We start from the raw sequence: 22716 nt of genomic DNA, 5'->3' as shown, positions 1-22716 counted from the left end.
GGACGGAGGCGCACCGGAGGAGCCGTGAGCCCCCGGGGGAGCACGGGGGCACGGGAGGGGCGCGCGGAACGGCGCATGCCGAACGGCCCGCGACCGGGGCGGGATCCCGGCGGTACGGGTGTCACCGCCGGGGGCCGGGCCGCCATACTGCTGACCGGGCCTCCTCCGCCGGGCCGCGCGCAGGACGCGGCACACACCGGGGAGCCCGGTGCTCAGCGTCCGAGGGGGAGGTCCCGACAGTGGCACAGCCGGCGAGCCCGCCCCCGTCCCCCGCCGCCCCGGGACCGGCGCGCCGCACGATCCGCGCCGACACCCTGGCCCGGCTGCGCGCGGCGGCGGTGACCGAGCCCGGCCGGCTGCGGATCATCGGGGCCGTGCTGGCCCTTCTGGTGCTGGTGTTCGGGACCGTGACCGTCTGCCAGACCGCCAACCGGGCCGCCGCGGCCGACGCCGTGGTGGACCGCGGCCGGCCGCTGAGCGACGACGCGGCGAGCATCTACCGTTCGCTCGCCGACGCCGACACCACCGCCGCCGGCGCCTTCCTGACCGGGGACGGCGGCTCGCCCGCGCTGCGCGAGCGGTACGAGAGGGACATCCGGACCGCCTCCCGGCTGCTGACCGAGGCGGCGGCGAACGCCGGTGTCTCGGGGCGCGGCCGCGAGGAGATCACCGAGCTGAACGAGCAGCTCACCGTCTACACCGGCCTGGTGGAGACCGCCCGCGCCAACGACCGGCAGGGACTGCCGCTGGGCGGCGCCTATCTGCGCCACGCCAGCGAGCGGATGCGCGAGCACATGCTGCCCGCCGCCGACGCCCTCTACCGGTCCGAGACCGCCCGGCTCGGCGAGGACCGCCACCGGGCCCGGGCCTGGCCCCTTGCGGCGCTGCTCACCGGAGTGGCCGCGCTGGCCGCGCTCGGCTGGGCCCAGCGGCGTCACTACCTGCGCACGAACCGGGTGTTCAGCCCCGGGCTGCTGGCCGCGACCGCGGCGACGGCCGTACTGCTGCTGTGGCTGGCCGCCGGGCACTGGCTGGCCCGGTCCGCCCTGGACGAATCCGACCGGCACGGCGCCCGGTCGCTCCAGGTGCTCAGCGCGGCGTGGACGACCGCGCTGCAGGCGCGCGGCGACGAGAACCTGACGCTGGTGGCGCGCGGCGGCGGCACCGCGTACGAGAGGAGCTACCGCGCGGGCATGCGCACGCTGGCGGGCAGCCGCTCGAGCGGGGGCGCGGGCCCGGACCGGCAGAACGGCGGGCAGTTGGCGAGGGCCCTGGAGCTGGCCGACGACGAGGCGGGGCGCGCACCGGTCGAGCGCGCCGTACGGGCCGCGGCCGTCTGGCGCGAACGCCACGCGGCGGCCCGTGAGCTGGAGAACGGCGGCCGGTACGAGGCCGCCGTGGGCCTGGTGATCCGGCCCGGCGAGGACACCGCGCGCAGCGCCTTCGACGAGGTGGACACCGCGCTGGCCGAGGCCGTACGGCACGAGCGGCGGGAGTTCGGGCGGGCGGCCGGGCGGGGCCGGGACGCCCTGGCCGGACTGCCCGCCGGGGCCGGGGCGCTGTCCGTCCTCGCCGCGGCGGGCGTGGCGGCGGGCGTCGGCCGCAGACTGTCGGAGTACCGGTGAGCGGTGCGGGCGGTACGGGGGACGAGGAGGTGGGACGGGGGATGCGGATGACGCGGACCGGCGGTGCCCGGACGGTGGCGGGCCTGCCCGTGCCGGTGGTCCTCCTGGTGGCCGTGCTGGCCGCCGGGGCCCTGCTCGGCGCGGCCGTACAGGCGGCGCTGTCCGGCGGGGTGGCCGCGCGGCCGACCGTGGGGTCCGGGCCGTCCGCCGGACCGGACGGCGGATCGGACGGCGGATCGGACGATGAGCCGGACGCCGTACCGGGCCCGGTACGGCCCGCCGCCGGGCGGGAGCGCTGCGCCGACGGGAGCGACCCGGCGGCGAGCCTGCGGCCGTCCAGGGCCGCGGGCCCCGCCGTCGAACGCGTCCGGCGGGCGGGACGGCTGGTGGTCGGCGTCGACCAGAACAGCTATCTGTGGGGCTACTTCGACCCCTTCTCCAGGGAGTTCACCGGCTTCGACATCGAACTGGTGAAGGCGATAGCCACCGATCTGCTCGGCCCCGACCCCGAGATCGTCTACAAGACCATCCCGACCGACCAGCGCATCCCCGCGCTCCGGCGGCGTCAGGTGGACATGGTGGTGCGGACCATGTCCATCACCTGCGACCGGATCCGCCAAGTGGCGTTCTCCACCGCGTACTTCGAGGCCGGGCAGCAGATCCTCGCCCCGGAGGACTCGCGGATCACCGGGTTCGACGCCTCGCTGCGCGGCAGGCGGCTGTGCACCGCGGCCGGTTCGACCGCGCAGACGCTGCTGGAGAAGGACTCCCGGGGTGCCCGGCCGGTGTACGCCGACAACCAGCTCGACTGCCTGGTGCGGCTGCAACTGGGCGAGGTGGACGCGGTGATGACCGACAGCGCCCTGGCCGCCGGGCAGGCCGCCCAGGACCCCTCGGTCCGCCTCGTCGGCGACCCGCTGACCGTCGAACCGTACGGCGTGGCGATGAATCTCGGCGACGAGGATCTCGTCCGCCGGGTGAACAAGGTGCTGGAGGACTACCGTCGGGGCGGTGCGGACAGCGCGTGGACGACCGCATACGAACGGTGGCTGGCAGACAGGATGGAGACGGCGGAGCCGGCACCCCCGGCCCCGGCCTACAGGGACTGAAGGCACATCGGACGAGGCGTCGGCGACGGCGACGAGAGCGGCGAGGTGACGGATGGGGGACGGCGGCACTGCGGGCGGGACAGCGGGCCCCGGCGGCCCGGCGGGCGGCACTGCGGGCGGGCCGGTGCTGGGCCCCGAGGAGGTGGACCGCGCGCTGGCCCGGCTGGGCGCGGAGCACGAGGCGGTCGAGACCTCCCTGTACGCCCTTCAGGACCACGCGGGGCGCGGACTGCTGGAGAACGCGGAACTGACCGGTGTCACCAAGGAGCGGTGGGCCCGGGCCGAGGAGTCGATCGCACTGCTGTGGACGTGCTTCGACACCTTCACCGCGGCCCTGCGCTCGGTGCACGAGCTGCGGGCCGGGTGCCGCCGGCCGGGTCCGGAGGAGCTGGCCGAGCTGACCGCGCGGCTGCGGGGCCCGGTGGTGGCCCTCCCGGGCGGCACGGACGGCGGCGAAGGCGGGGAGCGGGTCGGTCTGGCGGAGCTGGTCCGCCGGATGAACCGCTGGTACGCCCAGGCCCTCGATGTGGTGGCCGCCGCCGAGTCCGTCTGGTCCGCGCTGCCCGCCCGGATAGACATGCTCTCCGCCGAGTTGCAGCGGGTCCGCTCCCTGGCGCACTCCGTCGGCGTACGCCCCGGGGAGCATCCGGCCGGTGACGAGCTGGAGGACATCACCGCCGAGCTGACCTCGCTGCGCGCCGAGGTCGTCGCCGATCCGCTGGCCTTCTGGGTCTCGGCGGGCGGGAGTTCGGCGCCGGGCGGCGGCCGTCCCGACACCGTGCGGTACGACCGGGCGGCACGTGCCCTGGAGGACGTGCGGCGCGAGATCGAGGCCGTGCTCCAGGTGCGGCAGGACGCCGAGCAGCGGCTGATGCGGCTGCGCGACGTGCTCTCCCGCGCGGACCGCACCCTGGCGGAGGCGCGCACGGCGCGCGGCGAGGTGCTGGCGAAGATCGCCGCCTCCGAGGTGCCCGCGGTGAGCGGGCCGCCGACCGCCCTGTACGAGCAGCTCTCCCTCGCCGCGGAGCACCGGCGGCACGCCCGGTGGCACCGGCTGTCCCCGCTGCTGGAGAGCCTGGAGGAACGGGCGGAGGAGGAGCTGGAGCGGGCCCGGGACTCCCTGTCCGCGGTGACCGCGCCGCTGGCCGTCCGCGCGGAGCTGCGCGGCCGGCTGGACGCGTACCGGGCACGGCTGGCACGGCGGCGGATGGCGGACGACCCGCTGCTGGCGGAGCGGTACGACGCCGCCCGGCGGCTGCTGTGGAGCGCGCCGTGTGATCTGCGGGCCGCCGAACGCGCGGTGCTGCGCTACCAGCGGGCGGCGCTGGAGGTCCTGGCACCGGACGGCGAGGGGGGCGTCCGGTGAGTACGGAGCACCCGCGGAACGCGGAGGGGGCCGGGCACCCGGAGCCCCCGGAGCCCCCGGAGGACGCGGAGAGCACGGAGAAGGAGAGGAGAACGGGGGGCGCGGAAGGCGCCGGGCCCCCGGCCGGCCGGGGCGCGTACGAGGACGCCGACGGCGGGACGGCAGCGCACCCGGCCACCGACGGCACGGTGACCTCGCCGCCGACGAGGACCCTCGCCCTCCCCTCGGCCGGGCGCCCCGCCGGGCGGCCGGTCTCCGTGCGGGGCTCGGGCCCGCCGTCCGCGGCGGCGTCCGCGGCGTCCTCGTCGTCCGGCCGCGCCGCGCTGGGTGCCGGGCTGGTGACGGTTCCCCCGGTGCCGCGCCCGGACCCCCGGTCGGCGGTGCTGGCGGACCCGGAGGTGCCCGAGGGGAAGCGGTTCTGCGGCAACGGCGGGTGCGGCGCGCCGGTGGGCCGCTCGCGCGGCGGCCGGACGGCCCGTCCCGAGGGCTTCTGCACCCGGTGCGGCCGCCCGTACTCCTTCGTCCCGAAACTGCGGCCGGGCGAGGTGGTGCACGGCCAGTACGAGGTGGCGGGCTGCCTGGCGCACGGCGGGCTGGGCTGGATCTACCTGGCGGTGGACCGCGCCGTCTCCGACCGCTGGGTGGTGCTCAAGGGGCTGCTGGACACCGGTGACGAGGACGCCATGGCGGCGGCGATCTCCGAGCGGCGGTTCCTCGCGGAGATCGAGCATCCCTCGATCGTGCGGATCTACAACTTCGTCGAGCATCCCGACCGGCGCACCGGCAGCCTCGACGGCTACATCGTGATGGAGTACGTCGGGGGCAGGTCTCTCAAGGAGATCGCCAACTCCCGCCGCACGCCCGCCGGCCGCCGCGACCCGCTGCCGGTGGCGCAGGCGTGCGCCTACGGCATCGAGGCGCTGGAGGCGCTGGGCCATCTGCACGGACGCGGCCTGCTGTACTGCGACTTCAAGGTGGACAACGCCATCCAGCAGGGCGACCGGCTCAAGCTGATCGACATGGGCGCGGTCCGGCGGACGGACGACCACACCAGCGCGGTCTACGGCACGATCGGCTACCAGGCGCCCGAGGTGGCCCGCACCGGCCCGTCGATCGCCTCCGACCTGTACACGGTCGCGCGCACCCTGGCCGTGCTGACCTTCGACTTCCAGGGCTACACCACCGTGTTCGCGCACGACATGCCGGGCCCGGAGCACATCGAGGTCTTCCGGCGGCACGAGTCCTTCCACCGGCTGCTGGTACGGGCCACCGACCCCGATCCACGGCTCCGGTTCGCCTCGGCCGAGGAGATGTCCGAACAGCTCACCGGGGTGCTGCGGGAGATCGTGGCGCTCCGGACGGGCCGCCCGCGGCCGGTGGTGTCCACGCTGTTCGGTCCGGAGACGAAGGTGGTGGACACCCGGCTGCTGCCGCCCGTCGGCGGCGACGTCTCGCTGCTGGGACTCCGTCCGGTCCGGACGCCGCGACGGACGCGCCCGGGGCGCGCGCCGGTCCCGGTGGACGGCCCCGCGCCGCGCCCGGCAGGCGGTGCGCCGACGCTGGTGCCGCTGGACACGCGGGCCGCCGCGCTGGCCCTGCCCGTCCCGCTGGTGGACCCGGCCGACCCGAGCGCCGGGTTCCTCGCCGGGCTGCTGGCCGCCGCCCCCGCCGAACTCCTCGCCGCGCTGCGGTCCGCGCCCGCCGACTCCGCCGAGGTGCGACTGCGGGAGCTGCGCGCCCGGCTGGAGTCGGGCGAGGAGCGGGACCGCCGGGCCGCGGCCGGGACGCTGGCCGGTCTGGAGGAGCGGCACGGCGGTGACTGGCGTGTCGTCTGGTACCGGGGGCTGTACGCCCTGGTGGGCGGCGATCCGGGGACGGCGGCGGCGGCCTTCGAGGCGGTCCGCGACGCCTTCCCGGGCGAGCTCGCCCCCAAGCTGGCGCTGGGCGTCTGCGCCGAGGCGCTGGGGCGGTGGGAGGACGCCGCGGCGTACTACCGCCTGGTGTGGTCGACCGATCACGGTCAGGTGGGCGCCGCGTTCGGCCTGGCCCGGGTACGGTTGGCCATCGATGATCGCCAAGGTGCGGTGCGGGCGCTGGAATCCGTACCGGAGTCCTCCGTCCATCACACGGCCGCGCGGGTCGCCGCCGTGCGGGCCAGACTGCGGCGGCGTTCCCCCGGGGAACCGCTGTCGGCGGACCTGCGCGCCGCCGCCCGCCAGGTGGAGCGGCTGCGGGAGGCGGGGCTGGACGCGTTGCGCCGTGAACGGTTGACCGCCGAGGTACTGGGAAGTGCGTTGGACTGGGTGCTTGCGGGCCGACCGGGCGAGCCCGCGCCCGCCTCTCCGGGGCGCCCCCCGGACCTGCTGGGCTGCGAACTGGACGAGACCGGGCTCCGCCTGGGGCTGGAACGCTCCTTCCGGCGGCTCGCCCGGCTCGCGCAGTCCGGCACCGAAAGGATCGAACTGGTGGAACGGGCCAACCGTCTCCGCCCCAGAACGTGGGTGTGACCATGCCGCAGCTCGACCAACTCTCCGTATGCCCCCGCTGTGCGGAGCCGCTGGAGGAGGGGGACCTCTTCTGCGGCGCGTGCGGCGCCGACCTGGCCGCCGCGCGCCGGACAGCGGAGGGCGGCGGCACCGCCGCGTCCGCCGGTACGGACGGCGCGCGGCCCTCGGTACCGCCACCCGCGTCCGCCGCGCCGCCCGCGGTACCGCCGTCCGCGCCGCCGCCTCCCCCGTACCCGCCCGCCCCGGCCGCGCCCCCCGTCCCGCCGCACGCGCCCACCGGCGCGGACGGACCGGGCGGGGCGGACGGGGCCGACTTCGTATTGCCGCCGCCCGCAGCCGCCCCGGACGGGCGGCACCAGGCCGGCCCCGCGCCGGAGCGGGAGGACTTCCCGCTCACGCCGCCCGCACCGGCGCCGGACGGCCCCGACCCGCGCGAGGAGCAGCACGAGTCCCCGCGTGAGGAGCGGCACGGGGAGTCCCGCGGCCACTCCCACGGGGAACCGCACGACGGCCCGGGCGGAGACGCGGACGGGGAGGCGGACGGCGGCCCGGGCGGGGGCGCGGAAGAGCCGTGCGTCGCCTGTGGCACGGGCGCCGTCGGCCGGGACGGCCACTGCGAGCACTGCGGCCACCGCCGCCCGCACGAACGCGACCACCTGGAGCGCACGGTGCCGGGAGCGGCGGCGGTCAGCGACCGCGGGCTGCGCCACCACCGCAACGAGGACTCCTTCGCCGTCGCCTCCGCCGGGCTGCCGGACGGCTCGGCGGCCCCGGTCGCCGTCGTCTGCGACGGGGTGTCGTCGGCGATCCGCCCCGACGAGGCGTCGGCCGCCGCCGCCGAGGCCGCCTGCGCCTCGCTGCTCGCCGCGCTGCCGCACGGCACCGATCCCCGGGAGGCGATGCGCGCCGCCCTGCTGGCCGCCGCCGGGGCGGTCGGCGACCTGGCCGCGAGGACCCCGGCGGACCCGGCGCGCAACGCCCCGGCCTGCACCATCGTCGGCGCGGTGGTCACGGGCGAGGTCCTCACCGTCGGCTGGGTCGGCGACAGCCGCGCCTACTGGGTGCCCGAGGACCGCTCCACCCAGCCCGCCCGGCTCACCGAGGACGACTCCTGGGCGGCCCAGATGGTCGCGGCCGGCCTGCTGGAGGAGGCCGAGGCGTACGCCGACCCGCGGGCCCACGCCATCACCGGCTGGCTGGGCGCGGACGCCCACGAGATCGACCCGCACACCGCGTCCTTCACCCCGGACCGGCCGGGCGTGGTGGTGGTGTGCACCGACGGGCTGTGGAACTACGCCGAGTCCGCCGAGGAGATGACCTCGGTGGTCGCGCCCGACGCCCGTACCGAGCCGCTGCGCTGTGCCCGCCAGCTCGTGGGGCACGCGCTCGACGGCGGCGGGCACGACAACGTGACGGTGGCGGTGGTGCCGTTCCCCGCCCCGGACGGCCGGACGGTGTCCGGCTGACACCGTGCCGGGGGCCCGGCCGCCCCGGCCGAGGGACCGGTCCGTGCCCCGCGGCCGGTCCGCCTCCCCGGCGGTACGGGGACCGCCGGACCACTCGCCACGGTGGTGGGCGAGGCCGGCGCCGGGACCGGTACTGTTCCGCTGAGGGCGAGCGTCTCCGAGGCCGACGAGACGGCGCCGCGCACACGGGGCAACCGGAACGGTCCGTGTGGACGTGAAGAAGTGAGCAACCGATCGACGCGGAGCTGCACGGAGGGGAAGGACCGACATGCCGACTTGCCCGAACGGTCACCAGTCGGCGGCCGACGACTGGTGCGAGGTGTGCGGCCAGCGCATGACCTCCGCTCAGGGTGCGCCCGCCGGCGCCGTCCCGCCCCCGCAGATGCCCGGCCTGGGAGTCCCCCCGGCCCGGCCGGGGGGAGGCTACGGCTACCCCGCGCCGGAGAACGACAGCACGATGCAGGCCCAGCTCTGCCCGCAGTGCCGCACCCCCCGCGAGGGGCTCTCGCCGTTCTGCGAGGAGTGCCGGTACAACTTCCTGACCAACACTCCCACCACCTTCACCTCGCCCCCGCCGCCGTCCCCGCCCTCGCAGGCGCCCGGCGGCAGTACGGGGCTGAACCTGCCGCCCGGCTTCCAGACGGGCCCGCCCGGACCGCAGCCGCCGCAGCCCGGGCAGCCCCTGGACTACGAGCGCTCCCGGCCGTCCCAGGTGAACCGCCCGGCCGAGCCGCTCGCCCCGGAGCCGCAGGGGCCGCCGCCCCACCGGCAACAGCACCAGCAGCAGCACCAGTCGCAGCCGCAGCACCAGCAGCAGGGCCCGCCCGACTACGCGCAGCAGCCCGGCTACGGCCGGCCGGCCGACTACGGGCAGCAGTCCGCCGTGGGGGCCCCGCCCGCACAGCCCGGCTACGGCTACCCCCAGCCGCCCCAGCCCCCGCACCACCAGCCGGGGCAGCAGCCCGGCGGCGGGGGTGACGACTGGACGCTGCCGCCGGCCGGCCGGCCCGCCCAGCCGGACTACGGGCAGCAGCCCGGCTACGGATATCCGCAGCAGCAGCACCAGCAGCCCCCGCACCAGCATCAGCAGCAGCCGCCCCACCAACAGCAGCACCAGCAGCCGCAGCAGCCGGCGAACTGGATGGTGACGATCGGGCCGGACCGCGAGTACTTCGCGGCGATGATGCAGCGCAGCGGCCCGGAGGCCGCCGGCCTGAACCTGCCCGCCTACTCCCCCGAGCAGCGCGTCCAGCTGACCGGCCCCCAGGTGACCATCGGCCGCCGCCGCCACTCCACCGGCGAGTCCCCCGACATCGACCTGGCCCGTCCGCCGGAGGATCCGGGGGTCTCGCACCAGCACGCGGTGCTGGTGCGGCAGCCCGACGGGAACTGGGCCGTGGTCGACCAGGACTCCACCAACGGCACCACCGTCAACGGCGCCGAGGACCCGATCCAGCCGTTCGTGCCGGTGCCGCTCCAGGAGGGCGACCGGGTGCACGTCGGGGCCTGGACCACGATCACCCTGTACCGGGGCTGACCCCGGCGGCTGATCCCGTGCCGGGCCCCGCCGGCAGCGGCCAGCGGTCCGGCCCGTCCGGGTCGTCCAGCCAGACCCACTGGTCCGCGCCGCGCACCGTCACGCCGTACCGGGTGCGGTCCGGCCGCCCGGCGCGCCGCCACCGTTCGTAGGCGGTGCCCGGGTCCGGGCCGGCCGGGCCGCCCCCGGTCAGCGACAGCAGGAAACCGAACGACTCGGTCCGCAGCGCCTCGCTCGGCAGGTCCGACGGATCGATCCGCGGGCGCGGCGGGCGGTCGCCGCGCAGCGGGACGAAGTAGGCGGGCTCCGGCAGGAAGCGGCCCTCGGCACGGCCGGGCTCCGTCACCCGCAGGGCGAGCAGCCCGGTGGCCACCGGGGTCAGGATGACCGCCCCCGGCCTGCACTGCGCCGGCCAGGCCGGCGGTACGGCGTCCACCGCGCAGGTCCCGATGATCCGGTCGTACGGCCCCCGCTCCGGGCAGCCGAGGGCCCCGTCCCCGGTGACCACCTCGGGGTGGCGGCCGGCCGCCGCCAGCCGCGTCCGGGCCTCCCCGGTGATCTCCGGATCCACGTCGACGGTGGTCACGCGGGCGTCGCCCAGCCGGTGGGCCAGCAGGGCGGCGTTCCAGCCGGTGCCGGTGCCGATCTCCAGCACGTCCATCCCGTCCGCCACCCGCAGGTCCCGGAGCATCATCGCCATCAGGGACGGCTGGCTGGAGGAGGACCGCGGCTCGCCGTCCCGCACCCGGGTCGCCAGCGGCACGTCCTCGTAGACGCCCGTCAGCCAGCGCTCCCGCACCGACGGGTCGGGGTCGTCGCGGCCGAGCCGCTCGTAGCCGCCCACCAGGGGCAGGTAGTAGCAGGGCACGAACAAGTGCCGCGGCACGGCCTCGAACGCCGCCCGCCACGCCGGGTCGGCCAGCAGGCCCTCCGCCTCGATGCCGCGCACCAGCGCCCGGGCCAGTGTCCGGGCCCGGTCCCGGAACTCCCCGTCATGGGCGGCCCGGGCGGCCCGGCCGTCCCACTCGCCCCTTCCGTCCGCTTCGTCGGTCATGCTCCCCATACTTCCACTCCCGTCCCGGGAGGTGATCGAACATGTCCGTCCGGGACCGCTCGGAAGGTGATGTTCCGCCACTACCATCCGCCTCATGAGCGAAGCCGCGATCACAGTCGAGGGGCTGCGCAAGCGGTACGGGGATGTGCGGGCCGTCGACGGGGTGTCCTTCACGGTCGAGAGCGGCGAGTTCTACGGCATCCTCGGACCCAACGGCGCGGGCAAGACGACCACCCTGGAGATCACCGAGGGCCTGCGCAGACCCGACGAGGGCGAGGTGCGGCTGCTGGGCCGCTCCCCCTTCCCCCGTGACCCGGCACTGCTGCGCCGCATGGGAGTGCAGCTCCAGGCGTCGGCGTTCTTCGAGCGGCTGACCGCCCGCGAGCAGATCCACACCTTCGCCTCCTTCTACGGCGTACCGGCCGAACGGGCCGACGCGATGCTGGAGCGGGTCGGCCTGACCGAGAAGGCGGGCACCCGCGAGAACAAGCTCTCCGGCGGCCAGGCCCAGCGGCTGTCCATCGCCTGCGCCCTGGTCCACGATCCGGAGCTGGTCTTCCTCGACGAGCCGACCACCGGCCTGGACCCGCAGGCGCGCCGCAACCTGTGGGACCTGCTGCGGGACATCAACGAGGAGGGCCGCACGGTGGTGCTGACCACCCACTACATGGACGAGGCCGAGACGCTGTGCGACCGGGTGGCGGTGATGGACCACGGCCGCGTGCTGCGGGTGGGCGCCCCCGCCGATCTGGTCGCGGAGCTGGGTGTGAGATCGCTGGAGGACGTCTTCCTCCAGCTGACCGGACGGGAGTACCGCCAGTGAGCGGCACCGAGGCGCGCACCGCGGCGGGCGGCGGCGGGCAGACCCCGGGCGGGACCGGGGGAGGCGGCCGGCCGGGAAGGACGGGCCGGGGCCCGGACCTGCGGGTGTTCGCCGGTCTGTCGAAGGCGATGGCCCTGGGCCTGCTGCGGGACCGGGCCGCCGTCTTCTTCATGCTGCTCTTCCCGCTGATGTTCCTGGTCTTCCTCGGCGCCCTGCTCAAGGGCGACTCGACGCCGCGGGTGGAGATCGTCCAGATCGGCCGGGTCGAGGTGCTGGACGCGCTGCCGGCCGGGACGCGGGAGGAGCTGGACGACTTCCTGGAGCTGCGGAGGTCCGGCGACCGCGAGAAGGCACTGGAGGAGGTCCGCGCGGGCGATGTGGACGCCGTGCTCTGGCAGCACGGCGACGAGGTGCGGCTGCGCTACTCGGCGGCCGACCCCACCCGGGCCGGCAATGTGCGCGCGGTCGTCAACTCGCTCGTCCAGCAGGCCAACATCGCCGCCACCGGGCAGCCGCCCGCGTACGAGCTGACCTCCGCGCAGGCGGAGGACGAGTCGATGAAGGCGATCCAGTTCCTCACCCCCGGCCTGCTCGGCTGGGCGGTGTCGATGAGCGCGGTCATGGGCTCGGCCCTGGTCCTGGTCAACTGGCGCAAGAAGCGCATCCTGCGCAGGCTGTGGCTCGCCCCGGTGAGCGCGGGCTCGGTCATCGCCGCCCGGGTCGGGGTGACCGTAGCCCTGGCCCTGGTCCAGACGCTGGTCTTCATCGGGGTGGCCACGCTCCCGTACTACGGGCTGGAGCTGTCCGGCCACTGGTGGCTGTCCCTGCCGCTGGTGGTCTGCGGCACACTGGCCTTCATGTCCATGGGGCTGGTCGTCGGCGCCTGGGCGAAGACCGAGGAGGCCGCCAACGGCGTCTCCCAGCTCGTCGTCCTGCCGATGGCCTTCCTCTCCGGGGCCTTCTTCCCCCTGGAGGGCACCCCGGCCTGGGTGCGCACGCTCTCCGAGATCTTCCCCCTCAAGCACCTCACCGAGGCGATGCAGGACGTCCTCTCCCGCGGCCAGGGCTGGGACGCCGCCCTGCCCGTGATGGGCGGGCTGCTGCTGTTCGCGGTGGTCCTGACGGCCGTCGCCGCCAGGTTCTTCCGCTGGGACGACGCGTGATCCGGCGCCGGTCCGCGCCGCGGGGCCGCCTGGACGGACGGCCCGGCGGCGTGGACCGGCGCGTCTGCGACCATGGGTGGGTGGCGGCTCCGCTCCCCACCGGGAGACGGGGGTCTGCGGCCGGGAGACCGCGGTCCGGCCCGGGCCGGTCCCCCGCGGGACCGGAGGGGCGCCACCGAGCAGGACGCGATTCCCCCGCCGGCCGCGACCGGCGGTCCCTTCGCTAGGAGACTGATGGAGATTCCGCACGGCAGCCTGCAGGCGCAGACCTTCTTCGAGCAGGTCGGGGGCGAGGAGACGTTCCGGCGGCTGGTGCGCCGGTTCTACGAGGGCGTCGCCGAGGACCCGCTGCTGCGGCCGATGTACCCGGAGGAGGACCTCGGTCCGGCCGAGGAGCGTCTGACGCTGTTCCTCATGCAGTACTGGGGCGGGCCGAAGACGTACAGCGAGCGGCGGGGGCACCCCCGGCTGCGGATGCGCCACATGCCCTTCACCGTCGACCGCGCCGCGCACGACGCCTGGCTGCGGCACATGCGGGACGCGGTGGACAGCCTCGGTCTGACCCCCGAGCACGAGCGGCAGCTGTGGGACTACCTGGTCTACGCGGCCGGCTCGCTGATCAACTCCCCGGACTGAGCCGTCCCCGCCCCCGGGCCGGACGGCCCCGGCCGTCCCGGGGCCGTCCGGGGCGGGGTCAGCCGCCCCGGACGGGGATGACGCCCAGCCCCGTACCGCCGCCGCGGCGCACCGCGACCGAGCCGTACGGGGTGCGCAGCCGCAGCCAGGTGCCGGCGGCGAGCACGGCGGCCTCCGGCCCCGCGCCACCCGGCCGCCCGGGAGGCGGCGGGCCCTGTGGCCCGGCCGCCGGGGCCGGGCCGAGCGGCCGCAGCATTCCGAGCGACCGGGCGGCGTGCACGGCGCGCAGCGGCAGCCCGGTGCCGCCGCCCAGCGGCCGGGACCAGATCTCCTCGGCCAGCGCGTCCAGCGCCTCACGGGTGCGCTCCCCGGGCGGCAGCGCCTCGCTGCGCCGCCGGAACTCGGCCACCACGGAGTCGGCGGCCGCGCGGACCGACTCGTAGGGCAGCACACCCACCGGGCGCCAGCCGCCGAGCGGCGGCAGCAGCCCGGCCCAGGGCGGGCCGGTCACCGCGGCGGGGACGGACACCGAGGCGTCCTTCTCGGCCACGCCCTCGAGCAGTTCCCCGGCCGAGACGGTGGTGTCCAGTTCCACCGGTCCCACCGGTCCCGCCGCCGACCCCCCGGTCCCCTCCGGTGCCACCAGCCGTGCCGTGCGCACGGCCAGCACCTCGAACCGGGCCGGGCGGGCGAAGAGGCCCAGGACGCCCTCCTCCTGGTGCGGCCGGCGTGCCCGCAGCCGCACCACCGCGTTCCGCTCCCAGCGCAGCAGCCGCTCCAGGAGGGCGGCGAGCTCCGCCGCCTCCCCGGGATCGGCGAACACCAGACGGCGGGGCTGTGGCTGTCCTCCGCTCATGCGGCGACGGTCCCCGTCGCGCTGTCGTCCAGGTACTCCTTGAGGAACGCCTTCTCCTCGTCGCTGAGCCGGCGGGGCCGCTCCCGCTCGAGGTCGTAGGGGACCACGACCGTGGAGGCCCGCGCGTAGACGGTCTCCGCGCCCTCGCCGTCCGCCGCCCCGGGGCCGTCCTTGACCTCGTAGGAGACCGTCACCGAGGCCGCGCCGACCTTCGTGACCCACAGCTCGACCACGACCGGCTCGTGCCGGTGCGTCAGCGGCCTGAGATAGGAGATCTCGTGCCGGGCCACCACCGAACCGCCGGTGAAGGCCCCCGACGCCGCCTGCCGCGCCAGCCGGAACATGAAGTCGATCCGCGCCTCCTCCAGGTAGCGGAGGAAGACGACGTTGTTGACGTGCCCGAAGGCGTCCATGTCCGACCAGCGCAGCGGACAGGGGTACACGTGTCGCACTTGGCCCCTCAGCCCCGGGTCAGCTTCTTGTAGGTGGTGCGGTGCGGACGGGCGGCGTCCGGGCCGAGCCGCTCGATCTTGTTCTTCTCGTACGACTCGAAGTTGCCCTCGAACCAGAACCACTTGCTCTCGCCCTCGTAGGCGAGGATGTGCGTGGCGACCCGGTCCAGGAACCAGCGGTCGTGGGAGACGACCACGGCGCAGCCGGGGAACTCCAGCAGCGCGTTCTCCAGCGAGGACAGCGTCTCGACGTCGAGGTCGTTGGTCGGCTCGTCCAGCAGCAGCAGGTTGCCGCCCTGCTTGAGGGTGAGCGCCAGGTTGAGGCGGTTGCGCTCGCCGCCGGACAGGACGCCGGCGGGCTTCTGCTGGTCCGGGCCCTTGAAGCCGAACGCGGAGACGTAGGCGCGCGAGGGCATCTCGACCTGGCCGACGTTGATGTAGTCGAGCTCGTCGGAGACCACGGCCCACAGGGTCTTCTTGGGGTCGATGTTCTCGCGGGTCTGGTCGACGTAGGAGATCTTGACCGTGTCGCCGACCCGGATGTTGCCGGAGTCCGGCTGCTCCAGGCCCTGGATCATCTTGAACAGCGTGGTCTTGCCCGCGCCGTTGGGACCGATGACGCCGACGATGCCGTTGCGCGGGAGGGTGAAGGACAGGTCGTCGATGAGGACCTTGTCACCGAACGCCTTGTGCAGGTTCTCCACCTCGACCACGACGTTGCCCAGCCGCGGCCCCGGCGGGATCTGGATCTCCTCGAAGTCCAGCTTCCGCATCTTGTCGGCCTCGGCCGCCATCTCCTCGTAGCGGGCCAGTCGCGCCTTGGACTTCGCCTGGCGGCCCTTGGCGTTGGAGCGGACCCACTCCAGCTCCTCCTTGAGGCGCTTCTGGCGCTTGGCGTCCTTCTGCCCCTCGACCTTCAGCCGGGAGGCCTTCTTCTCCAGGTAGGTGGAGTAGTTGCCCTCGTAGGGGTGGGCGCGGCCGCGGTCGAGCTCCAGGATCCACTCGGCGACGTTGTCCAGGAAGTACCGGTCGTGGGTGATGGCCACGACGGTGCCCTCGTACTTGGCGAGGTGCTGCTCCAGCCACTGCACGGACTCGGCGTCCAGGTGGTTGGTGGGTTCGTCCAGCAGCAGCAGGTCGGGCTGCTCCAGCAGGAGCTTGCACAGCGCGACGCGGCGCTTCTCGCCGCCGGAGAGGTTGGTGACGGGCCAGTCGCCGGGCGGGCAGCCCAGGGCGTCCATGGCCTGCTCCAGCTGGGCGTCGAGGTCCCAGGCGTTCGCGTGGTCGAGCTGCTCCTGGAGCTTGCCCATCTCCTCCAGCAGCGCGTCGGAGTAGTCGGTCGCCATCTGCTCGGCGATCTCGTTGAACCGGTCGAGCTTGCCCTTGATCTCCGCCACGCCGTCCTGGACGTTCTCCAGCACGGTCTTCGACTCGTCCAGCGGGGGCTCCTGGAGGAGGATGCCGACGCTGTGGCCGGGAGAGAGGAAGGCGTCGCCGTTGGACGGCTGCTCCAGGCCCGCCATGATCTTCAGCACCGTGGACTTGCCCGCGCCGTTGGGACCCACGACGCCGATCTTCGCGCCCGGCAGGAAGCTCAGTGTGACGTCGTCGAGAATCACCTTGTCGCCGTGCGCCTTACGCGCCTTGCGCATGGTGTAGATGTACTCAGCCAAGAGAAACCGTCCGGCAGTCAGGGAGTAGGCGGATACACCCATCTTGCCGCACCCGGTGCCGGGGGCGAAAACGAGCACTCGGGCGGCCTGTGTCACGCCGCTGACCTGCGATCGCGCCGGGACGACGGGGGCAGCGGCGGCGGCAGCGAAAGCACCGGGACGACGGGACGGCGAAAAGGGCCGTGTGCCGCCGCACGGGGTGCGGCGGCACACGGCCGGGTGGGTCGGGGCGTCAGGGGATCACGCCCGGATCCCGTGGTTCAGCTCTCGGCGCCGGTGGCGGGCTTCCGCTTCCGCAGGAAGAACACCGCGGCACCGCCGGCGATCACCAGCGCGATGGCGACACCCGCGATGATCGGGGTGGCGCTGCTGCCGCCGGTCGCGGCGAGGTTGCCCTCGTCGTCACCCTTGTCGCCGGTGTCACCGCCGACCGTGGCCGGGCTGGGCTCGGTCTCGGGCTTCTCCGGGGTCTCCTCGGGGGTCTCCACCTTGCCGCCGTTGCCGCCGGTGCTGCCCGCCTCGCAGTCGAGGGTGCCGGTGAAGGTCTCCTTGAAGCCGTCCGGACCGGTGATCGTGATCTCGTAGGGCTGGTCCTCCTTCACCGGGACGGTGATGGTCTCGGACCCGCCGGCCGGGATCTCGTGCTCCTTGCCCGCGAGGGTGAAGGTGAACGGCTCGTCGCCCTCGTTGGTGGCGGTGACGTCCACGCCGCCCTTGACGCAGTTCTTCTCGGCGGACACCGCCGGGATCGGGCCCTTGCCGGCCGCCCAGTTCGCGGTCGCGTTCGCGGTCACGGTGGACTGGCTGGAGCCGGCCAGGATCTGGGTCTGGCTGCGCACCTTGAGGCTGGTGAACGCGCGGCCCACCGAGACCTCGGTGCTGGCGTGCGCGGTCAGCGAGGCGGTGCCGTCCTCGGCTTCCTTCGGGACGTCGAAGAAGAGCTCGTCGCCGTCCTTCGCGGAGACCGCCGCCTGGCCGTCCTTGGTGACGACCTTCACGCCCTTGGCCTCGGCCTCGGCGTCGGGCGTGATGGTCACGCTCTGCGCGTTGGTGCGGACGGTGACCGGGCCGAGCTTCTCACCGGGCTTGCCCGACACGGCGGGCGAGTCGAGGGTGAGGGACGGCGTGGGCTCCTGGAGGTCCTGGGCGCTCTTCTCCAGGTAGTCGGCGAGCTTCTCGGCGTCCGGGTTGACCGCCTCGACCTTGGCGTTGTCGGAGAAGCGCCAGATGGCGACCTGGGTGCCCGCGGCGGCGGTCTTCTCGGTGAGCTGTCCGGCGCCGGCCTTCTCGGCGAGCGCGGCCAGGTCGTTCACCTGCGGGTAGGAGTTCTTCAGGATCCAGAGGATCTTGCCCGCCTGCTTGTTGTCGTGGAGCTTGGTCTGGTCCCAGGAGGCCTCCTGGTACTTGGCCTCGGAGACCGTGTTGGTGCCGATGTCGATGCAGTAGGTCTGCAGGGTGCCGCCGCCCTCGACGGTCATCTCGAAGAGACCCGCGCCGAACTTCTTGCCGCCGATCCGGGCGAGGTCGGCGGTCTTCAGGCCGTTCAGGGTGGCGATCGCGCCGCCCGGCTGCTCGTTCTCGTCGGCGACGGCGGTGCCCGCGCCGACTATCGCCCCGGCCGCCAGCATGCCCGTGGCGACGGCGGTGGCGGTGAGGCGGGCCATACCGCGCCTGCGTACGGAAATCATCGTGTTGGTCGTCCCCTCGTCAACCCCCGTGCTCTGCAGGGGATCGTAGGGAGCAACCGCACCCGGTTCCCCACGAATACCAAACGTCACACGTACCGAGTCCCAATCGTTATCAGGGAATGCCGTGTTGTCGGACTTCACCCCTCATATGTGGAGTTGGCGAGGGTTCGTGGGTAAGGAGCGTCATGCGCCAACCACCTGATCCGGCGTCACCTGGGCGCGGGAGACACGGTGGAACACCGAGGTGCCGCGCGCCAGATCGTGGCCGACGGCCGTCGCCTCGATGTCCGCCGACGTCCAGCGTCTGCCGTCCCGTTCGCCCTGCTGGACCCTCAGCCGTCCGGTGACGACCAGGGGTTCGCCGACGGTGACGGAGGCCGCCACGTTCTCCGCGAGCGCCCGGAACGCCCACACCGTGTAGAAGCTGGTGTGGGCGTCCGTCCAGCCGCCCCGCCGCTCGTCGTAGCGCCGCACCGTCGTGGCCAGCCGCAGCCGGGCCACCGGATGGCCCGCCGCCGTCGTCCTCGCCTCCACCTCCGACGCGGCGTTGCCGACCACCGTCACCATGGTCTCGTTCATCCGGACCGCCCCCGTGTTCACCCGCGACCACCGCCCCGCCTGCCGGGGCTGTATCCACCGCCCCGTCCGCCGGGGCCTCGCGGACGCCATGCTGCCCGTCGGAGCCGGTGGCCGCCGGGCCCTGTGGAGTACCGGCGGGTTGTGGACAACTCCGTCACTCCCGGGGGTGGCGGAGCCCGTCAGGTCCGGACCGTGCCGCCCGTCGCGACGGCGTACTGCTCGCGCACCTCGCGGTACCGCAGCAGTTCGGCGGCCACCGGCTCCAGCACCCACGCCTGACCCCAGCCGGTGGCCAGCCGCCGCAGTCCGTGCTCCCGTTCCAGCCCGTAGGCCCGTGCCGGTCCCCGGGCCGCCAGGCGGCAGCACCAGGCGAGCAGCGGGCCGCCCAGCGCACCGCCGACCAGCAGCGAGACCGGCGGCCACACCCCGGCCGGGCCCGGCCCGTCGACCAGCAGGTCCACCAGCAGCCAGCCGCCCAGCAGCTGCGCGGCCAGCAGCAGCACCTGGCCGACCGCCGCCACCGTCCACCAGCGCGGTCGCGGGAACGGGCGTTCCCCGTGCGCCTCCCGCCCGCCGCCCCGCCCGCTCCGGTGCCGGGCACCGCCGCCCGGTGCCCCGTACGGCGCGCGGTCCGGATCCCCCACCGGCTCCCCCAGTTGGTCCCCGGCTCCGGCGATCGCCGCCTCCAGCGCCTCCGGGAGCCCTCTGGCGCCGCGCCAGGCCGCCTCCCGCACCGACCTCGCCCACGGCTGGGGCAGCCCGGCCGACGCCTCCTCGGCGAGAGTGCGCACCGCCTGCGCCAGGACGGGCCGGGCCACCGCCACCGCCGGTCCCGCCGTCCCTTCCGTACCCGCCGCGAGCGACTCCCCGCGCCGCCCCCCGTACCCGCGCCGCTCCTCGGACCACCGCAACAACCGGGCCCAGGGGGTGCCGCAGGCCTGTTCGGCGTGCCGCAGCCACAGGCGTTCGGCGGTCTGCCCGGCCGCCGCGGCGCCCACCGACGCCGCCAGCCGGTCCTCGAACTCCTCGCGCGCCAGCTCCGTCAGCCCGGCCGGGCCGTGCGGGGAGTCGACCACGTAGACCGGGCGGAGCCGGGCGACCGCGCCGTCCACGTCCGCGGCCAGCCGCAGCCCGGCCGCCCGCCGGCCCGAGACCAGCCCGCCCAGGGAGCGCCGCAGCTCGTCGACCCCCTCGCCCGTCAGGGCGGACAGTGCCAGTACGGTCGCGCCGGGCTCGCCGTGCTCGCCGAGCGCCATGCCGTCCTCGTCCAGCAGCCGGCGCAGATCGTCCATGACGGTGCCGACGTCCTCGGCGGGCAGCCGGTCGGTCTGGTTGAGCACCACGAACGTCACCTCGGCGTGCCCCGCCAGCGGGCGCAGATACCGCTCGTGCAGCACGGCGTCCGCGTACTTCTCCGGGTCGGCCACCCAGATCACCGCGTCCACCAGCCGCAGCAGCCGGTCCACCTGTTCGCGGTGGCCGGGGACGGCGGAGTCGTGGTCGGGCAGGTCGACCAGGACGAGGCCGTGCAGCGCGGGGTCGCGCGGCGGCACCCGGCGCCGCGCCCGGGGCGGCACCCCGAGCCGTTCCAGCAGGCCGTCGGCCCCGCCGTCCCAGCCGTCCCAGCCGTCCCGGCCGCCCTCCCAGACGCAGGCGACGGGCACCCCGGTGGTGGGGCGGCGGATCCCGGTCTCGGAGAGCTGGGCGCCCGCGAGGGTGTTGAACAGCGTCGACTTGCCGCTTCCGGTGGCCCCGGCGACGGCCACCACGGTGTACGCCCCGGACAGCCGGCGCCGGGCCGCGACCTCGTCCAGGATCCGGCCCGCCTCGCCGAGCACCTCGCCGTCCAGCCGGGTGCGGGAGAGTCCGACCAGCTCCCGCAGCGCGTGCAGCCGCGCCCGCAGCGACTCCTCGTACCGGTGGTGGTGCGGCGGGGTACGGACCGGCGCGCGGTACGGCACCCCGCCGTCCCAGCCGCCTCCCCCGTCCTCCCGGCCGCCGTCCGGAACCGGTCCGGCGGCCGGCGGTCCGCCGCCGGCGCCCTCCCACGGCTCCCCCCACCAGTGCTCCCCCGGCCCCCGCCACGGGTCCGCGGCCGGTGCGCCGCCCTCCGGCCGGGCGCGGCGGGCGATCAGCCCGTCGTCCCAGGCCCGGTCATCCGTGTGGACTTCCGCGGTCACCGCGGTCACCTCTCCCTCTGCAGTACGGACAGCGCGGCGATCAGGGACACCTGCTGCCCGGGGGTGGCGTCGAGGTCCCGCAGGGGCGCCAGCCGGTGGTCCCGCTCGCCCCGCAACACCCGGTCCAGGCAGTTCTCCAGCAGCCTCCCGCCGCGCTCGCGCAGCCGGCCCGCGACGGCGGCGCCCAGCGCCCCGGTGAGGGCGCCGCCCGCGCTCCGGGCACGGCGGCCGCCCAGCAGGGCGACCGCGAGCAGGGCCGCGACCTCCTCACCGGTCAGCGGGCAGCCGTCGACGGCGCACAGCCCCTCCTCGGCCAGTTCCTCCGCGCAGCGCCGCCAGCGCCGTACGAGGACCTCGATCCGCTCCGCCACCGGTTCGTCCGCGCGGCCGTACTCCGGAGCCCCGGGCTCGGTGCGCCAGGCGCCGGCCGCCTGCTCGTCGGCGTCGCCGACGGCGCCGCGCAGCAGGGCCGACAGGCCCTCGGTGAGGGCGTCGAGCAGTTCGTCTCCCCCGCTGTCCCGGGGGAAGCCGCGCCAGCGGGCCAGCGCCTCGCCCGCCAGTGGTTCGCCGTCGGCGAGCTGCCGCCGCACCCGGGTGCCGGCCGCCTCGTAGGCGGTGTCGATGTGCCGCGTCAGCCGCAGCGCGGTGGCGTGCTGGGCCGCCGCGGCACCGGCCAGCTCGGGGATCCGGGAGCGCAGCGAACCGACGGCCCCGGCCGCCGTGCGGCCGGCGGCGACCGCGCGGGCGGCGGGGTCCCGGGCGCGGTGGAGCAGCCACTCGCGCAGTCCGGCCACGGCCGTCTCGGGCAGCAGACCGGAACCGCCGCGGGCCGACTCGGGCAGCTCCGGGACGGTGAAGCGGGGCACGTCGCCGAGTCCGGCGCGCTCCAGCAGGGCCGCGTACTGGCGGGAGACCTCGGCGGTGACCTGGTGGGGCACCCGGTCCAGCACGGTGGCCAGGGTGACGTCGTACTCCCGGGCGGCGCGCAGCAGGTGCCAGGGGACGGCGTCGGTGTACCGGGCCGCGGTGGTCACCAGGATCCAGACGTCGGCGGCGCAGATCAGCCCGGCGGCCAGCTCGCGGTTGCGGACCACCAGCGAGTCGATGTCGGGCGAGTCGAGGAGGGCGATCCCGGCGGGTACGGCCTCGGTGGCCTCCATGACGAGTGCGGGCGGCCCGTCGGCGGCCTCCCCCGGATCGTCCTCGGCGCCCCGGACCGGCTCGTCCCCGTCGGCCGGGAGCTCCGGCCGCGGTGCCCACACCCGCCGCAGCCGGGGCAGCACCCGCGGCCCGGCGAACCAGTGCTGGTCGCCGGGATGGCAGACGAGCACGGGGGTGCGCGTCGTGGGCCGCAGGACGCCCGCGTCGCTGACCCGGCGGCCGACGAGCGAGTTGACCAGGGTGGACTTCCCGGCTCCGGTGGAGCCGCCCACCACGGCCAGCAGCGGTGCCTCGGGGCTGCGCAGCCGCGGCACCAGGTAGTCGTCGAGCTGGGCGAGCAGCTCGGTGCGGGAGCGGCGGGCGCGTTCGGCGCCGGGCAGCGGCAGGGGAAAGCGCGCTGCGGCGACGCGGTCACGCAGCGTGTTGAGCGCGTCGAGCAGTTCGGTCCTGGCCTCCATGATCGCCACATGCGCAGAATGCCCAATTTCGAATGGTTTTTGAAGTGCTTTCGGGCAGGAACAGGCGGTTTTGACCCCTGTGGCCCGCGAGACGCGCGCGCCGAGAGGCATAACGAGTGCACAACACCCGCTCCCGGGAAGCGCGCAAACCGATGCATGATTCGTACGCGCCTGCGAGTATCGGACCGCTTCACGGAACCTCCACAGGGTGTCGTGGACGTGAAGCAACGGAGAGGAAGCACCCGGCCCTCTATCCTTGTCGCGGCAAGGTCGGACCGGGGCGCTGCCCGTCCGCGATCACCAGGCCCCCGTAGCTCAGTGGATAGAGCAGGCGCCTTCTAAGCGCTTGGCCGCAGGTTCGAGTCCTGCCGGGGGCGCCACCG

The 22716-nt window shown here is 75.3% G+C and carries 17 protein-coding genes and 1 tRNA gene; 10 read left to right on the top strand and 8 right to left on the bottom strand.

The window, feature by feature from the left end; genetic code table 11:
• Positions 1-239: 239 nt before the first annotated feature.
• The 6 genes from V1L54_RS01315 to V1L54_RS01290 all read left to right on the top strand — a co-directional run bounded on the left by V1L54_RS01315 (position 240) and on the right by V1L54_RS01290 (position 9610).
• Complete coding sequence (locus V1L54_RS01315; RefSeq protein WP_330115915.1) at positions 240-1625, top strand: GlnX family signal transduction membrane protein; 1386 nt, start codon at positions 240-242, stop codon at positions 1623-1625.
• 47 nt (positions 1626-1672) lie between these two features.
• Positions 1673-2734, top strand: a complete 1062-nt coding sequence (locus V1L54_RS01310; protein ID WP_330116121.1) for a glutamate ABC transporter substrate-binding protein — start codon at positions 1673-1675, stop codon at positions 2732-2734.
• A 52-nt stretch (positions 2735-2786) separates the two neighbouring features.
• On the top strand, positions 2787-4100 hold the full coding sequence (locus V1L54_RS01305) for a hypothetical protein (RefSeq protein WP_330115914.1): 1314 nt from the start codon (positions 2787-2789) through the stop codon (positions 4098-4100).
• A complete protein-coding gene (locus V1L54_RS01300; RefSeq protein ID WP_330115913.1) occupies positions 4097-6607 on the top strand; it encodes a serine/threonine-protein kinase in 2511 nt (836 codons plus the stop codon). The genes V1L54_RS01305 and V1L54_RS01300 overlap by 4 nt, the downstream gene beginning before the upstream one ends.
• A gap of 2 nt (positions 6608-6609) precedes the next feature.
• Positions 6610-8073 (top strand): PP2C family protein-serine/threonine phosphatase, encoded by a 1464-nt coding sequence (locus V1L54_RS01295; RefSeq protein ID WP_330116120.1) that lies wholly within the window; start codon positions 6610-6612, stop codon positions 8071-8073.
• A gap of 268 nt (positions 8074-8341) precedes the next feature.
• Complete coding sequence (locus V1L54_RS01290) at positions 8342-9610, top strand: FHA domain-containing protein (protein WP_330115912.1); 1269 nt, start codon at positions 8342-8344, stop codon at positions 9608-9610.
• Here the strand turns inward: V1L54_RS01290 and V1L54_RS01285 are convergent.
• Positions 9591-10664: a methyltransferase domain-containing protein gene (locus V1L54_RS01285; RefSeq protein WP_330115911.1), complete on the bottom strand. Its 1074-nt coding sequence runs from the start codon at positions 10662-10664 to the stop codon at positions 9591-9593. The two genes, V1L54_RS01290 and V1L54_RS01285, sit on opposite strands and share 20 nt — an antisense overlap.
• A 94-nt stretch (positions 10665-10758) precedes the next feature.
• Here V1L54_RS01285 and V1L54_RS01280 point away from each other — a divergent pair, with 94 nt between their 5' ends.
• The 3 genes from V1L54_RS01280 (at position 10759) to V1L54_RS01270 (ending at position 13286) form a co-directional block, all read left to right on the top strand.
• Entirely contained in the window at positions 10759-11487 is a 729-nt protein-coding gene (locus V1L54_RS01280) for an ABC transporter ATP-binding protein (protein WP_330115910.1), read from the top strand.
• Positions 11484-12650 (top strand): ABC transporter permease, encoded by a 1167-nt coding sequence (locus V1L54_RS01275; RefSeq protein WP_330115909.1) that lies wholly within the window; start codon positions 11484-11486, stop codon positions 12648-12650. The genes V1L54_RS01280 and V1L54_RS01275 overlap by 4 nt, the downstream gene beginning before the upstream one ends.
• 231 nt (positions 12651-12881) lie before the next feature.
• Positions 12882-13286, top strand: coding sequence for a globin (locus tag V1L54_RS01270; RefSeq protein ID WP_330116119.1), 405 nt, complete (start codon positions 12882-12884; stop codon positions 13284-13286).
• 58 nt (positions 13287-13344) lie between these two features.
• On the opposite strand, the gene V1L54_RS01265 is transcribed toward V1L54_RS01270, so the two are convergent.
• From V1L54_RS01265 to V1L54_RS01235, 7 genes are all read right to left on the bottom strand, one after another.
• The gene (locus V1L54_RS01265; RefSeq protein ID WP_330115908.1) at positions 13345-14142 is read right to left on the bottom strand and encodes a DUF8010 domain-containing protein; all 798 of its coding nucleotides are present in this window, start codon (positions 14140-14142) and stop codon (positions 13345-13347) included.
• A complete protein-coding gene (locus V1L54_RS01260) occupies positions 14139-14594 on the bottom strand; it encodes an acyl-CoA thioesterase (protein WP_330115907.1) in 456 nt (151 codons plus the stop codon). Before V1L54_RS01260 ends, V1L54_RS01265 begins: the two co-directional genes overlap by 4 nt.
• A gap of 8 nt (positions 14595-14602) precedes the next feature.
• Complete coding sequence (gene ettA / locus V1L54_RS01255) at positions 14603-16267, bottom strand: energy-dependent translational throttle protein EttA (RefSeq protein ID WP_330115906.1); 1665 nt, start codon at positions 16265-16267, stop codon at positions 14603-14605.
• Between the two features lie 260 nt (positions 16268-16527).
• On the bottom strand, positions 16528-17955 hold the full coding sequence (locus V1L54_RS01250) for a Cys-Gln thioester bond-forming surface protein (protein WP_330115905.1): 1428 nt from the start codon (positions 17953-17955) through the stop codon (positions 16528-16530).
• A gap of 183 nt (positions 17956-18138) precedes the next feature.
• On the bottom strand, positions 18139-18534 hold the full coding sequence (locus V1L54_RS01245; protein ID WP_330115904.1) for a single-stranded DNA-binding protein: 396 nt from the start codon (positions 18532-18534) through the stop codon (positions 18139-18141).
• A 179-nt stretch (positions 18535-18713) separates the two neighbouring features.
• A complete protein-coding gene (locus tag V1L54_RS01240; protein ID WP_443076422.1) occupies positions 18714-20723 on the bottom strand; it encodes a GTPase in 2010 nt (669 codons plus the stop codon).
• Positions 20720-22333 carry a dynamin family protein gene (locus tag V1L54_RS01235; protein ID WP_330116118.1) on the bottom strand — a complete coding sequence of 538 codons (1614 nt, stop codon included), beginning with the start codon at positions 22331-22333 and terminating at the stop codon, positions 20720-20722. The genes V1L54_RS01240 and V1L54_RS01235 overlap by 4 nt, the downstream gene beginning before the upstream one ends.
• Positions 22334-22637: 304 nt before the next feature.
• Between V1L54_RS01235 and V1L54_RS01230 the strand changes: the two genes are divergently transcribed.
• Positions 22638-22713, top strand: a tRNA-Arg gene (locus V1L54_RS01230).
• Positions 22714-22716: the final 3 nt, after the last annotated feature.

It is taken from the genome of Streptomyces rubellus (assembly GCF_036323805.1).
In the GTDB taxonomy this organism is placed as follows: domain Bacteria; phylum Actinomycetota; class Actinomycetes; order Streptomycetales; family Streptomycetaceae; genus Streptomyces.
The sequence above is the reverse complement of the archived record's forward strand: the minus strand, read 5'-3'. Positions and strand labels throughout refer to the sequence as shown.

What these genes read in the sequence shown, in the direction of transcription:
- V1L54_RS01310 (WP_330116121.1), top strand. Translation starts at nt 1,673, where the DNA reads ATGACGCGGACCGGCGGTGCCCGGACGGTGGCGGGCCTGCCCGTGCCG.
- V1L54_RS01295 (WP_330116120.1), top strand. Translation starts at nt 6,610, where the DNA reads ATGCCGCAGCTCGACCAACTCTCCGTATGCCCCCGCTGTGCGGAGCCG.
- V1L54_RS01235 (WP_330116118.1), bottom strand. Translation starts at nt 22,333, where the DNA reads ATGGAGGCCAGGACCGAACTGCTCGACGCGCTCAACACGCTGCGTGAC.
- V1L54_RS01305 (WP_330115914.1), top strand. Translation starts at nt 2,787, where the DNA reads ATGGGGGACGGCGGCACTGCGGGCGGGACAGCGGGCCCCGGCGGCCCG.
- V1L54_RS01290 (WP_330115912.1), top strand. Translation starts at nt 8,342, where the DNA reads ATGCCGACTTGCCCGAACGGTCACCAGTCGGCGGCCGACGACTGGTGC.
- V1L54_RS01280 (WP_330115910.1), top strand. Translation starts at nt 10,759, where the DNA reads ATGAGCGAAGCCGCGATCACAGTCGAGGGGCTGCGCAAGCGGTACGGG.
- V1L54_RS01245 (WP_330115904.1), bottom strand. Translation starts at nt 18,534, where the DNA reads ATGAACGAGACCATGGTGACGGTGGTCGGCAACGCCGCGTCGGAGGTG.
- V1L54_RS01265 (WP_330115908.1), bottom strand. Translation starts at nt 14,142, where the DNA reads ATGAGCGGAGGACAGCCACAGCCCCGCCGTCTGGTGTTCGCCGATCCC.
- V1L54_RS01250 (WP_330115905.1), bottom strand. Translation starts at nt 17,955, where the DNA reads ATGATTTCCGTACGCAGGCGCGGTATGGCCCGCCTCACCGCCACCGCC.
- V1L54_RS01285 (WP_330115911.1), bottom strand. Translation starts at nt 10,664, where the DNA reads ATGACCGACGAAGCGGACGGAAGGGGCGAGTGGGACGGCCGGGCCGCC.